Source organism: Micromonospora sp. R311 (assembly GCF_056780015.1).
Genome location: NZ_JBSWCE010000004.1, coordinates 106,830 through 119,733 on the forward strand (window position 1 = coordinate 106,830; position 12,904 = coordinate 119,733).

Genomic DNA, 12,904 nt, shown 5'->3' on the forward strand with positions numbered 1-12,904 from the left:
CCGGCCCCGGGCGGTGCCGTCGGAGACCGCGGTCGACGGTCAGGCGGCGTCCGGGAACTCCTGGTACATCACGTGCAGCCCGACCCGGCCGAGCGTGGGGTGCCGGAACGCGCCCGGCACGGTGCCGACCACCTCGAACCCCTCCCGCCGGTACAGCTCGACCGCGGCCGTGTTCGACGCCACCACCGCGTTGAACTGCATCCCCGCGTAGCCGCGCGCGCGGGCCCAGTCGAGCGCGTACCGGCACAGCGCGGTGCCCACGCCCCGGCCACGCGCCTCCCGGGCCACCAGGAAGCTCGCCGTGGAGACGTGCGAGCCGGGCCCGGGCCGGTTGGTGCCCATCTTGGCGGTGCCGAGCACCGCGTCGCCGTCCGCCGCGACGACCGTCAGGCCCGGCGCCTGCTCCACCCACATGTCGTACGCCTGGCCGGCCGTCATCGCCGGGTCGTAGGGGAAGGTCTGCTGCGTCCGGATCACCTCGTGGATGATCGGCCACACCTGGGACCAGTCGGGCTGCGCGAACGGCCGGATATGCACGGCGAGCACCCTAGGAGCCGTCCCGCCGACCGGCAAACGGGTTTCCGCCCCGCCCGGGATCAGGGGTGGTCGGCCTGGCGGGTGTGCCGCACGATCGCCAGCGGCGCGTGCGAGTGGTGCAGCACCGCGTGGCTGACCGAGCCGAGCAGCAACCCGCCCAGCGCGCCGCGGCCGTGCGCGCCGACGACCACCAGCTGCGCCGTCATGGACTCCTCCACCAGTACCCGGGCCGGCGAGCCGCCGACGAGCCGGTGTCGCACCGGCACCTCCGGGTAGCGCTCGGACCAGCCGGCCACCGACTCGGCGAGCACGCGCTCCTCCTCGCCGGCCAGGGCGTCCCGGTCGTGGACCAGGGGCAGCATGTCGCCCGGGCCGAGCGAGGTGGGGTGGAGCCAGGCGTGCACCGTGACCAGCGGGGCGTCCCGGCGGGCGGCCTCGTCGAACGCGAACCCGACCGCCTCGGTGGACAGTTCCGAGCCGTCCACGCCCACCACCACCGGCCCGTCGGCCCGCGGCTCACCGCGGACCACCAGCACCGGGCAGTGCGCGCGGGCGGAGACCTGCACCGTGACCGAGCCGATGAGCAGGCCGGCGAGGCCCCCCAGGCCACGGTGACCGAGTACCACCAGCGCCGCCTCCCGGGACTCGCCCAGCAGCACCGGAGTCGGCGCGCCGTCCACCACCTCGCCGGTGACCGGCACCTCGGGGGAGACCTTGCTGGCCTCGGCGACCGCCTCGGCGACGTACCGCTCCGCCTGGTTGCGCAGACCGGCGCCGGCCGGAGCGCCCGGCCCGGGGGTGAGCGGGGCGCCGGTCAGCGGCCAGATGAAGGCGTGCACGACCCGCAGCGGACGGTGCCGGTACGCCGCCTCCCGGGACGCCACCCGGACCGCGTCCAGTGCGGCCGCGGAGCCGTCCACACCGACCACGACGGGGGCGCTGTTGTTGATTGTCATAACATCCTCTTCCGTCGCTCTCACCCCACCCGCGGGTCAGCGAGTCCGGCCCAGCCAGTCGGCGTACCTGAGCTCCCCGAGGACCGCCCCGTCGCCCGGCACCAGACTCCGCTCGCCCAACTCGGCTCCGAAGTAGCGCGCGTGCGGGTCGGTGACCACCTCGCGCGGGTCGCCGAGAGCAGCCAGGGCGTTGCGGAAGAACTCGTCCATCCGGAGCCGCTCGGGCCCGGCCACCTCGACCCGCCCGTTCAACGGCGCCCCCACCGACACCCGGCAGAGCGCCTGGGCCACCTCGTCGCCGGCCATGGGCTGGAAGAGCACCGGCGCCATCCGGACCGTGTCAGCGTCCGCGCCGGCGTCGGCGATGCCCCGGACGAACTCGAAGAACTGCGTCGCGTGCACGATCGAGAACGGGATCGACGCGTCCTCGATCAGCTTCTCCTGCGCAGCCTTCGCCCGGAAGTAGCCGTTCTCGGGCAGCCGCTCGGTCCCCACGATCGACAGCGCCACGTGGTGGCCCACACCGGCCGCCGCCTCCGCCGCAAGCAGATTGCGGGTGGAGGTCGTGAAGAACTCCATCACCGCGGTGTCCTCCCACGAGGGGGCGTTCGACACGTCGACCACCACGGACGCACCGGCCAACGCCTCGGCCAGGCCCTCGCCGGTGAGGGTGTTGACGCCGGTGTTCGGTGCAGCCGGCACCGCCTCGTGGCCGTGCTCGCCGAGCTTCGCCACGAGCTTCGACCCGATCAGGCCGGTGCCGCCGATTACCACGATCTTCATGACAAACCTTCCTGTTGGCCGGGGCACGGTTGCCGTCCGGTCACCGGCTAAGACCGGGAACCCCTCCGGCCTGTGACACCTTCGCGGAAAAATGTCCCCGAAGTCGCTGCTGCCGCCGCGAGTGCCGGCGCCGGTTACGCCGACCGGCCGCCGTGGATCAGCTCGCCACGGTTTCGGCCTCCGCCCTCAGTCCGCGGGCTCGTACCGGCGGACCACCCGGTCGATGCGGCGGTCGGGAACGACCCACATGATCACGATGGCGACGAAGCACGCCATGGCGATCCACACTCCGGCATGCCCGCTCCGGTCGATCGTCAGCGCGCTGAGGATCCCGACGACGTCGACCACGACGGAGATCCTGCCCTTGTGGTCGCTGCCGACCGCCCGGCGCAGCGGCGACTCCGGTCCCTGCTGCCGGATGATCACCCACTGGAGCACGAGGTACGCGACGGCCGCGCTGAGCAGGTTCAGACCGTAGATGACGACCGGGGTCTGCTCGAACCTCGACTCGGAGACCCAGGTGGTCGTGAACGGAACCAGCGACAGGCAGAACAGCAGCGCCAGGTTTGCCCACAGCACACCGCCGTTGACCCGTCGAACCAGGTGGAACATGTGGTGGTGGGCGTTCCAGTAGATGCCCAGATAGACGAAGCTGAGGAGATACGTCAACAGCCCGATACCGGTCGTGTGGACGAGGTCGGAGAGCTGGTGACCTTCCGGCACCCGCAGCTCCAGCACCATGATCGTGATGACGATGGCGAGCACCCCATCGCTGAATGCCGCCAGTCGAGTCGGCCTCACCGGGTCACCCTTCTCGTTCTCCTGTGAGTTCGCTGTCTTCACCAGCCGAGACAGCGCAGCCGCCGAATCTGTGACCGGGGCGTGGTCGCCATCACTGCTGCGGAGTTGGGAACCTGCGGCGTTCCCGGCCCACGATTGGCCTGGTGGCAGCCGCGACATGAGCAGACGGGGGCGAGCATGGTGGAGTCCGGCGTGAAACATGAGCCGACCGGGACGTACGATCTTGAGGAGGCCGCAGCGGTCTTCACCAACGTGCGGCCGCGCCTGTTCGGGATCGCGTACCGCATGCTGGGCAGCGCCACCGAGGCCGAGGATCTGGTGCAGGAGGTGTGGCTGCGGTGGCAGACGTGTGACCGCGCCACGGTGGTCAACCCGGCCGCGTTCCTGGCGACGACGACGACCCGGCTGGCCATCAACGCGATCCAGTCGGCGCGGGTGCGGCGCGAGACGTGCATCGGATCGGGGCTGCCGGAATCGGTCGACACGAGCGCGGACCCGTACCTGGGGGCCGAGCGTGGCGAGGCTCTGGAACTCGCAGCCCTGCTGCTGCTGGAGAAGCTCAGGCCCACCGAACGCGCCGCGTATGTCCTGCGGGAGGCGTTCGACTACCCGTATGCCCGGATCGCCGACATCCTGCAGGCGACCGAACCCGCGGTGCGCCAGCTGGTCAGCCGGGCCCGCCGGGACATGGCGGGTGAGCGGCGTACCCCGGCGAGCGCGGCCGCGCGGCGGCGGCTGCTGACCACGTTCGTCGCCGCCGCCCGCTCCGGCGACCTGACCGTGGTGGAGCGGGTGGCCGCGATGCACGCACGCGAGCGAGCGCGGCGGCGCGGCGGCAGCTGCTGAGCACGTTCATCCCGGCCGCCCACCGCGGCGCGCGCCTCGTCGAGCCGCCGGACTTCGGCGATGGCACGACGCGCAAAGAATCTTGAAGCGGTGTCGTATCCGACGTCCCGTCGGTCGTCTGACAGGTGACAGCACCTCATCGACACCACGGGAGTGATCATGAAACCGGTCATGGACAGCCTGGACATCGTCGTCGCCGACATCGCCGCCTCGATCGCGTTCTACCGGCGGCTGGGCCTTGAGTTCCGGGTCGACCCGAACCACGCCGAGCACGCCGGATGCGACCTGCCCAACGGGTTGCATCTGATGCTGGACGAGGAGAAGTTCACCGCGATGGCCCGCCCCGGCTGGACCCGCGCGGCCGGTGGCCCGCCGGTCTTCCTGGCGTTCCGGTTGGACAGCCCGGCCGACGTCGATGCCAGGTACGCCGAGCTGACCGGCGCCGGATACACCGGGGCGCGGGAGCCGTGGGACGCATTCTGGGGTCACCGCTACGCCACCGTGCTGGATCCGGACGGCAACGGCATCGACCTGTACTGCCCGCTGCCCGGCCAGAGCTGAGAGGGTGAGATCCGTGAAGTATGTGCTGATGTTCGCCGACACCGAGCAGTTCGCCGCCGACCTGGCCGCGATGGACGAGGTGGAGCGGGAGCGGGCCTACGGGCGGGTGCGGCAGTGGTTCACCGACAATGCCGACAAGATCATTTCGCACACGCACCTGATGCCCGCGCACACCGCCACCACCATCCGGCTCGACCAGGCCGAGCCGGTGATCACCGACGGGCCGTTCGTGGAGGGCAAGGAGGTGATCTCCGGGTTCGCCGAGGTCGACGTGGCCGATCTGGACGAGGCGTTGCGGCTGGTGAGGTCCTGGCCGGCGTGCCCCCTGGTGGAGATTCGCCCCGTCGCGGGTTGACCGGGGTGGCAACCAGTCGGGGCGCCGAGGCGGAGTTGGCCCGTGTGGTACGCGAGCACGCGGGCCGACTCGCCGCCTCCCTCGTGTCGCTGATCGGTGACTTCTCCGCCGCGGAGGACCTCGTCCAGGACGCCGTCGAGGCGGCGCTGCAGCACTGGCCGAGCGAAGGGATCCCGGCCAACCCGGACGGCTGGCTGTACACGGTCGCCCGCCGTCGTGGTCTGGACGTGCTGCGCCGCAACGTCCGCTACCGGGACAAGCTGGCTCTGGCCGCGTGGCCACCGCAGCCGGCGCCGGACGACCGGCTACGGCTGATCTTCACCTGCTGCCACCCCGCGCTGCCCCGCACCGCCCAGGTCGCCCTCACGCTCCGGGTCGTCTGCGGCCTGGGCACCGCGCAGATCGCCAAGGCGTTCCTCATCCCCGAGACCACGGTGGCCCAGCGGATCACCCGTGCCAAGCGGAAGATCAGCGACGCGGGTATCCCGTACCGGATCCCCGACACCGACGAACTCGGCGCACGACTGGCCGAGGTGCTGACCGTGGTGTACCTGCTGTTCAACGAGGCCTACCTACCCACCAGCGGCCAGCACGCGGAAGCTCGGCACCTCGCTGACGACGCCGCGTTCCTCGCCGCCCAGTTGGCCGGGCTGATGCCGAACGAGCCCGAGGTGCTCGGCCTGCTCGCGCTGATCCGGTTGCACCGGGCCCGGGAGGCGGCGCGCTTCACCCCGAACGGCCAGATCATCCAACTCCCCGAACAGGACCGGAACCTGTGGGACCGCGAGGTCATCGCCGACGCGACGCGGCTGATCGCCAAGGCCGCCGGCTTCCGGAAGCCCGGCCCCTATCAGTTGCAGGCCGCGATCGTCGCGGTGCACGCCGAGGCTGACCGGTGGGAGGACACCGACTGGCAGCAGATCCTGATCCTCTACACGATGCTCGACCGGCTCGGGCCGTCTCCTGTCACCAAGCTGCACCGTGCCGTCGCCCTGCGATACGTGGCCGGGCCGGATGTGGCGCTGGCGGCAGTCGACGAACTCCGCCAGGCCCTCGGCGGCTATCACCTCTGGCACGCCACCCGGGCCGAACTCCTACGGGACCTCGGCCGTCCCGACGAGGCGCACGATGCGGACCGGCGGGCCCTGGAGCTGACCGCCAACCTCGCCGAACAGTCCCTGTTGCGACAGCGGATCAACTGGGCTTGACCGCGTGGACGCGCTCGACGGTGCCGGCCTTCAGCCGTTCTGTCTCGGCGACCTCGAAACCCGCGGCCCGCACCAGGGGTAGCTGGCGGCGGGTGAAGTGCTCGCCGGCCGCCCGGATGGTGAGCCGTTCGAGGAGCCACTGGGCGGCGTAGATCGGCGGCCAGGTGCTGCCGATGTGGTCAAGCAGGAGCAGCCTGCCGCCCGACACGAGGACGCGCTTCATCTCGCCGATCGCCCGAACCGGGTGCGGGATGGTGCACAGCGACAGGGCGCAGACCACCGTGTCGAACGACGCGTCGTCGAACGGTAGCTCCTCGGCGTCACCCTCGCGCAGGTCGACGGCACGGCCGAGGTCGGCGGCGCGCTGCCGGGCGATCTCCAGCATGGCCGGGCTCAGCTCGATCCCGGTGATCGTCGCGTCGGCGGGGTAGTGCGGCAGGTTCCGGCCGGTGCCGATGGCGACCTCCAGGACGCGACCACGGGCGCGGGCACTCAGCCACTCCCGGCCACCACCGAACTGGATCCGCTCGAAGAACGCGATCTGCCTGTCGTAGGCGGGTGCGTTCCTGTCCCAGACCCGCCGCTGCTTCGCGGCCGGGTTCTCACCGGTGTTGGTCATGACGGTGGTCCTTCCAGGTTGGCGGGATTCGGCGGGGTGCAATCCGCGTCGGAGGAGGCCGCCGCGCCGATCACCCCCGCCACCGCCTGCCGAACGCGGGCGGCGGCTTGGGCGGGGTCGGGCTGTCCGGCGTCGAGCCAGGCGATGATCGCCTCGATCGCCACGACGGGCGCCAGTTGGGCCGCCCACCGGGCCAGGGCCCGGTCCGGGACGACTGCCGAGATCTGCAGGTACGCCGCCGCGGTGATGTCGGCGCGGAACTTCTCGATGCGGTCTTTGAAGTCCGGTTCGCGCAGGGCGTGCTGGAACAGCAGGCGGAACCCGGCTGGGGACTCGATCGCTGCCTGGAGGAGGCCGTCGATGCTGGTGTCGGTGAACCCACCGACGGGCTCTTCGACGTGGGCGTCCAGCCGGGCGCACATCCGGTCCAGAACCGCCTGGTAGAGATCGGTCTTGGAGTCAAAGTGCCGGTAGAGGATCACCCTCGTGATCCCGGCCTCCGCGGCGATCTCATCCAGACCCGTCGCCGCGAAACCGGACCGGGCAAACGCTTCGGTCGCCGCCGCCACGATCTGCTCCCGGCGCTGCGCCCGGGGCAGACGGCGTCCCGGCTCCGGCTTTCCGTCGACCACGAATGGCCCCTCTCACGTGTTGACTCGGGAGTGTACTTCTGCTTATGTTTACTTTCAAGTACACAACGGGAGGCTTCGATGGACGACCCGATCATCACCGTCGACGCGGTCACCAAACAGTTTCGCGGCGGCACCCGTGCTCTCGACGAGCTGACCCTGACGATTCCGCGCGGCGCCATCTACGGGCTGCTCGGCCCCAACGGCGCGGGCAAGACCACCCTCATCCGCATCCTCGCCACCCTGCTGCGACCCGACCGGGGCACGCTCCGCGTCGCCGGGCACGACGTCGTGGGCCACCCGGCGGCCGTCCGCCAACGCATCGGCCTCGCCGGGCAGTTCGCCGCCGTCGACGACCACCTGACCGGCCGGGAGAACATCGCCATGATCGGCCGCCTCTACGGCCTGTCCCGCCGCGAGGCCACCGCCCGCGCCACGGAGATCGTCGATCGGATCCACCTCGCCGACGCCGCCGACCGGCAGGTCAAGACCTATTCCGGCGGCATGCGCCGGCGCATCGACCTCGCCGCCACCCTGATCGGCCGGCCGCAGGTGCTGTTCCTCGACGAACCCACCACCGGCGTCGACCCGGCCAGCCGCCAGGACCTCTGGCACCTCGTCCGCGACCTCGCCGCCGAAGGCACCACCGTCCTGCTCACCACGCAGTACCTGGAGGAAGCCGATCAACTCGCCGGCCGCATCGCCGTCATCGACCACGGCCGGCTGCGCACCGAAGGCACCGCCACGGAACTCAAGGACCGCGCCGGCGGATCGATCGTCGAGATCACCCTGGCGGCCGATCTCGCCGACGCGGCGGTGACCGCACTGGAGCGGCTGGCACCGCGGCACGACCGGAAGCGCGACCGGATCGTGCTACCCGCGCCCGATGGGCCGCTCACCCTGCGGCACGCGCTACGCCTGCTTGACAGTGCCGACATCACTCCGACCGACGTGGCCCTGCACCGGCCCACCCTCGACGACGTCTTCCTCGCCCTCACCCGCCGCGACACCGGCGAACCCGCCGGGAGGCCCGCATGATCACCGCCGGTCCGACCCGCCGCCACGGCCTGGCCGTCCACACCGCGGTGATCACCCGGCGGAACCTGCTCGCCAACGTGCGCCTACCCGACGTGCTGATCCTGTCCACCGTCCAGCCCGTCGTCTTCATGCTCATGTTCCTCTACGTGTTCGGGGGCGCCATCCAAGCCGCCCTCCCGGCCGCCGCCCAGGGCGAGTACGTCTACTGGCTCATTCCCGGCATCCTCGCCCAGTCCGCCGTCTTCGGATCCGCACCCACCGCCTACGGGCTGAACAACGACCGCAGCAAAGGGGTCCTCGACCGTTTCCGTTCGCTGCCCATGGCCCGCTCCGCCGTGCTGACCGGCCGCACCCTGGCCGACCTGATCCGCAGCACCTTCATCCTCGGCCTGCAACTCGCGGTCGGCATCGCGCTCGGCTTCCGCTGGCAGAACGGCCTCGCCGGCATGCTCGCCGCCATCGGCGTCGCACTCGCCTTCGGCTACGCCTGCTCCTGGCTGATGGCGTGTCTCGGGCTCACCATTCGCAACTCCGAGGCCATCCAGGCCGCGATCTACCTGGTCGTCTTCCCGATGACCCTGACCAGCTCCGTCTTCCTTCCCACCGACACCATGCCCGGCTGGCTGCGGGCCTTCGCCGAACACCAGCCCATCACCGTCGTCGCCAACGCGCTGCGCGGCCTCACCCTCGGCCAGGGAGCCCTGCCCGCCGGCCACACCATCGAGGGCGACACACTCCTCGCCCTCGCTTGGACGTTCGGGGTGCTCGCCGTCAGCGCGCCCCTCGCGGTACGTGCCCACCGGCGCGGCACGGTCTGATCAGTTCCGCACGCGCGACTCTGGCCAGCCGCGCTGACCGAGGCTGCCACCTCGTCGGTCCGGGGGTGGCTACCCGTCCACCGGCCTTCCGCGCGGCCCGAGATCACGCTGAATCACCCGTTGGGTCGGTGACGGGACGGCGCGGGCCGACTCGACGAGGGCTGCCGGGGAACCGCGGCGGGGTGTTGCACCCGGTTGAACAAGTGTTTAATCTGGTGGTGTGGCGTCGGATGGCGTGGGGTTCGAGAGTCGGGATGGCGAGTTCGCCACCGCGAGCCGCATCCGCGACGCCGCCGTCGAGCGGTTCGGCCGGGACGGCTTCCGAATCGGGCTGCGGACCATCGCCGCCGACGCCGGGGTGACCGCGGGTCTGGTCATCCACCACTTCGGCACGAAGGACGGGCTGCGCCGCGCCTGCGACGAGCACGTGCTGGAGGTCATGCGCCAGGAGAAGACCAAGGCGCTGACGGACGGCTCGGCGACGATGCTGCTGGCACATATGGCCGAGGTCGAGCAGTTCGCGCCGATCGTGCGATACCTGCTGCGCAGCCTGCAGGCCGGCGGGGACCTGGCGCTGAAGCTGGTCGAACAGATGACCGCGGATGCCGAGGAGTACATGGCTGCGGGGGAGGCCGCAGGGGTGGTCCGGCCCAGCCGGGACCGCGCCGCCCGGACGCGCTACCTCGCCTACCAGGCGGCGGGCGGCATGGTGCTGTGGTTCACCCTGCACGGTGCCGACGCCGACGCCGAGGAGTTCCCGGCCCTGCTCCGCCGGTACGTCGAGGAGATCGCGCCGCCGGCGCTCGAACTCTTCACCCAGGGGCTGCTCGTCGACCGGTCGATGCTCGACGACTACCTGATGTACGTCCCGGATCCGCCACCGGCAGGCGACGCAGGCACCACTGCACGCTAGCCACCACGCCCCGGCGTGGCCCTTTTACCCGCGGTTCCTCCGTGATTGACGACATCGGACCCCAGGCTGTCCTGGGCTTTCCTCGAACGAGGCATACGACGATGACTGCTGCCATCGATATCCAGAACATTGACAAGTCCTTCGGCCGTGTCAAGGCGCTGGACGGGCTCGACCTGCGGGTCGAGACCGGCACCGTGCACGGTTTCCTCGGCCCCAACGGCGCCGGCAAGTCCACCACCATCCGGATCCTGCTCGGTCTGCTCCGTGCCGACGCCGGCCGGGCCCGGATGCTCGGCGGCGACCCGTGGGCCGACGCGGTGCAGCTGCACCGCCGGCTCGCCTACGTCCCCGGCGACGTGGAGCTGTGGCCCAACCTCACCGGTGGCGAGGCGATCGACCTGTTCTCCCGCCTGCGGGGCGGCACCGACGCGGTTCGCCGCGACGAGCTGTGCCAGCGCTTCGACCTCGACCCGAGCAAGAAGGGGCGTACCTACTCCAAGGGCAACCGACAGAAGGTCGCCCTGATCGCGGCGCTGGCCAGCGACGTCGAGCTGCTCCTGCTCGACGAGCCCACCGCCGGGCTGGACCCGCTGATGGAGGCGGTGTTCCAGGAGTGCATCCGCGAGGCCAAGGCCGCCGGCCGGACGGTCCTGCTCTCCAGCCACATCCTCGCCCAGGTCGAGGTGCTCGCCGACCAGATCTCGATCATCCGGCAGGGGAAGATCGTCGAGACCGGCTCACTGACCGACCTGCGCCACCTGACCCGTACCTCGGTCGACGCGATCACCGACCGCCCGGCCGACACGCTCGCCGGCCTCGCCGGCGTGCACGGGCTGCGCTCCGAGGACGGCCACGTCCGCTTCGAGGTCGACGGCGACCACCTCGCCGCCGTGGTGCGCCAGCTGGGCGACCTCGGCGTGCAGGGGCTGACCGTCCGGCCGCCGACCCTGGAGCAGCTGCTGCTGCGCCACTACGGCGACCAGCTCGTCCACGACGGTGCCGCGGAGGTGGCGTGATGGCCACGGCGACGCTCGACCGCCCGGCGCACGCCGTCGTCGCCCGGCGGAGCGCGGTCACCGGAACCGGCAGGCTCCTCCGGTTCATGCTGCGCCGCGACCGGATCCGCTTTCCCGCGTGGATCTTCGGTCTGACGCTGCTGATGACGTACTTCGCCACGGCGCTGGAGACCCTGGTCAAGAGCCCGGAGGACCTGGAGGGGCTGACCGCGTTCTCGGGCAGCCCGGCTGGCGCGCTGTTCGGCGGACCGGGCTTCGGCTTCGACGACCTGACCATCGAACGCTTCCTCGCCGGCCAGTACGGCCTCTATGTGGCGATCGGGGCCGGCCTGATGGGACTGCTCACCGTCGTGCGGCACACCCGCGCCGAGGAGCGCTCCGGCCGGGCCGAGCTGATTCGCGCGAACGTGGTCGGCCGGCACGCCCAGCTCACCGCCGCGCTGACGCTCGCTGCCGCGATGGCGGTCCTGGTCGCGCTGCTGATCGGCGGGATGATGATCAGCCGTGGGTACGACCCGGGCGGGTCGCTGCTGTTCGGCGCGTCCGTCGGCGCGGTGGCGCTGGCCTTCGCCGGCATCGCCACGGTCACCGTTCAGCTGTCGGAGTACCCGCGGGCCGCGTCCGGCGCCGCCGGCGCCGTACTCGGGGCCGCGTTCGTGCTGCGCGCACTCGGCGACATGGCGGCGGTGCAGGGCAGCGGCCCGTCCTGGCTGTCCTGGCTGTCACCGATCGGCTGGTCCCAGCAGACCGCACCGTACGTCCACGACCGCTGGTGGCCACTGGCGATCTCGCTGGCGTTCACGGCGGCCGCCGCCGCGTCGGGCTACGCCCTGTCGGCACGCCGGGACTTCGGCGCGGGTCTGGTGCCACCCCGTCCGGGACCGCCCCGGGCCGCCGCCTGGCTGGCCAGCCCGCTCGCCCTCGCCTTCCGGCTGCACCGGGCCAGTCTGATCGGTTGGAGCGCGGCGCTGCTCGTCGCCGGCCTCGCCTACGGCTCGTTCACCCAGCCACTGCTCGACGGTTTCGCCGACGCACCCGAAGACCTGATCGCGGTCATGGGCGGTTCGGAGAACCTGCTGGCCGGCTTCCTCGGCGTGATGGGCCTGACGATGGCGCTCGCCGTCGGGGTCTATGCCGTGCTTGCCGTGCAGACGCTACGCGCCGAGGAAGCCGAAGGGCGGGCCGAGCCGGTCCTCGCCACAGCCGTGAGCCGGCCGGCCTGGGTCGGCAGCCACGTCGTCGTGGCGGCTCTGGGCGTACCGTGGCTGCTGCTCGTCGCCGGTGTCGGCATGGGCGTCGGGGCGGCGGTGAGCACCGGTGACGGAGGCCTGGTCGGCCAACTGGTGCTCGGCCACGTCGCCCACACCCCGGCGGTCTGGCTCGTCCTCGCCGCCGCCACCCTGCTGTACGCGGCGGCGCCGCGGGCGCTGCCGGTGATCTGGGTGGTGCTCGCCTACGGGCTGATCGTCGGATTCTTCGCCCCGATCCTCGACATCCCCGACAGCGCGGTACGGCTGTCACCGTTCGAGCACATCGGGGAGTACCCCCTGGTTGACATCAGTGTGGTCGCGGTCGTGGTGCTGACCGTGCTCGCCGCGGCGGTCGCCCAGGCGGCCGTGGCCGTGTTCCGCCGGCGCGACCTTGCCGGGGGCGCCTGAGCCCCGACGGCCCGCCGGCGCCAGGTCTGGATCTGGCGCCGGCGGGCCCGGGTGGCGGTGCGGGTGCGGCCCTGGTCCGCTGTCGACCTCCGCGGATGACTGATTCGGTGTCCGTCGCCGCACGGACGGCCGGGCCGGCGAACCGGTCCCGGCCGTCCGCGTTCCG

Annotated in this window: 14 protein-coding genes and 1 pseudogene; 9 read left to right on the forward strand and 6 right to left on the reverse strand. The window is 71.6% G+C overall.

All coding sequences use genetic code 11. The features are described from left to right. Window positions 1–39 precede the first annotated feature (39 nt). The 4 genes from AC1WTP_RS04490 to AC1WTP_RS04505 form a co-directional block, all read right to left on the reverse strand. Window positions 40–537, reverse strand: coding sequence for an N-acetyltransferase family protein (locus AC1WTP_RS04490; protein WP_481647973.1), 498 nt, complete (start codon window positions 535–537; stop codon window positions 40–42). A 59-nt stretch (window positions 538–596) separates the two neighbouring features. Next, the gene (locus AC1WTP_RS04495) at window positions 597–1,493 is read right to left on the reverse strand and encodes a universal stress protein (protein ID WP_481647974.1); all 897 of its coding nucleotides are present in this window, start codon (window positions 1,491–1,493) and stop codon (window positions 597–599) included. A gap of 36 nt (window positions 1,494–1,529) precedes the next feature. Continuing rightward, entirely contained in the window at window positions 1,530–2,276 is a 747-nt protein-coding gene (locus AC1WTP_RS04500; RefSeq protein ID WP_481647975.1) for an SDR family oxidoreductase, read from the reverse strand. Window positions 2,277–2,462: 186 nt separating this feature from the next. Next, window positions 2,463–3,077, reverse strand: coding sequence for a TMEM175 family protein (locus AC1WTP_RS04505; RefSeq protein WP_481647976.1), 615 nt, complete (start codon window positions 3,075–3,077; stop codon window positions 2,463–2,465). Between the two features lie 192 nt (window positions 3,078–3,269). Between AC1WTP_RS04505 and AC1WTP_RS04510 the strand changes: the two genes are divergently transcribed. The 4 genes from AC1WTP_RS04510 (at window position 3,270) to AC1WTP_RS04525 (ending at window position 6,047) form a co-directional block, all read left to right on the forward strand. After that, window positions 3,270–3,923 carry a sigma-70 family RNA polymerase sigma factor gene (locus AC1WTP_RS04510; protein ID WP_481647977.1) on the forward strand — a complete coding sequence of 218 codons (654 nt, stop codon included), beginning with the start codon at window positions 3,270–3,272 and terminating at the stop codon, window positions 3,921–3,923. Window positions 3,924–4,082: 159 nt separating this feature from the next. Beyond that, a complete protein-coding gene (locus AC1WTP_RS04515) occupies window positions 4,083–4,484 on the forward strand; it encodes a VOC family protein (RefSeq protein ID WP_481647978.1) in 402 nt (133 codons plus the stop codon). Window positions 4,485–4,497: 13 nt separating this feature from the next. Next, window positions 4,498–4,839, forward strand: a complete 342-nt coding sequence (locus tag AC1WTP_RS04520) for a YciI family protein (RefSeq protein ID WP_481647979.1) — start codon at window positions 4,498–4,500, stop codon at window positions 4,837–4,839. A 5-nt stretch (window positions 4,840–4,844) separates the two neighbouring features. Further along, entirely contained in the window at window positions 4,845–6,047 is a 1,203-nt protein-coding gene (locus AC1WTP_RS04525) for an RNA polymerase sigma factor (protein ID WP_481647980.1), read from the forward strand. Here AC1WTP_RS04525 and AC1WTP_RS04530 read toward each other — a convergent pair. Together AC1WTP_RS04530 and AC1WTP_RS04535 are read right to left on the reverse strand one after the other, a co-directional pair. Next, window positions 6,034–6,666 carry a class I SAM-dependent methyltransferase gene (locus tag AC1WTP_RS04530; RefSeq protein ID WP_481647981.1) on the reverse strand — a complete coding sequence of 211 codons (633 nt, stop codon included), beginning with the start codon at window positions 6,664–6,666 and terminating at the stop codon, window positions 6,034–6,036. The genes AC1WTP_RS04525 and AC1WTP_RS04530 overlap by 14 nt on opposite strands. Beyond that, window positions 6,663–7,298, reverse strand: coding sequence for a TetR/AcrR family transcriptional regulator (locus AC1WTP_RS04535; RefSeq protein ID WP_481647982.1), 636 nt, complete (start codon window positions 7,296–7,298; stop codon window positions 6,663–6,665). Before AC1WTP_RS04535 ends, AC1WTP_RS04530 begins: the two co-directional genes overlap by 4 nt. 30 nt (window positions 7,299–7,328) lie before the next feature. On the opposite strand from AC1WTP_RS04535, the gene AC1WTP_RS04540 reads away from it, so the two are divergent. From AC1WTP_RS04540 to AC1WTP_RS04560, 5 genes and pseudogenes are all read left to right on the forward strand, one after another. Beyond that, window positions 7,329–8,333, forward strand: a complete 1,005-nt coding sequence (locus tag AC1WTP_RS04540; RefSeq protein ID WP_481647983.1) for an ATP-binding cassette domain-containing protein — start codon at window positions 7,329–7,331, stop codon at window positions 8,331–8,333. Beyond that, window positions 8,330–9,151 carry an ABC transporter permease gene (locus AC1WTP_RS04545; RefSeq protein WP_481647984.1) on the forward strand — a complete coding sequence of 274 codons (822 nt, stop codon included), beginning with the start codon at window positions 8,330–8,332 and terminating at the stop codon, window positions 9,149–9,151. The genes AC1WTP_RS04540 and AC1WTP_RS04545 overlap by 4 nt, the downstream gene beginning before the upstream one ends. Before the next feature lie 235 nt (window positions 9,152–9,386). Then, window positions 9,387–9,920, forward strand: a pseudogene (locus tag AC1WTP_RS04550) (TetR/AcrR family transcriptional regulator); the annotation flags it as partial. 245 nt (window positions 9,921–10,165) lie between these two features. Continuing rightward, window positions 10,166–11,080: an ABC transporter ATP-binding protein gene (locus AC1WTP_RS04555; RefSeq protein WP_481647985.1), complete on the forward strand. Its 915-nt coding sequence runs from the start codon at window positions 10,166–10,168 to the stop codon at window positions 11,078–11,080. Then, complete coding sequence (locus tag AC1WTP_RS04560) at window positions 11,080–12,738, forward strand: ABC transporter permease (protein ID WP_481647986.1); 1,659 nt, start codon at window positions 11,080–11,082, stop codon at window positions 12,736–12,738. The genes AC1WTP_RS04555 and AC1WTP_RS04560 overlap by 1 nt, the downstream gene beginning before the upstream one ends. Window positions 12,739–12,904: the final 166 nt, after the last annotated feature.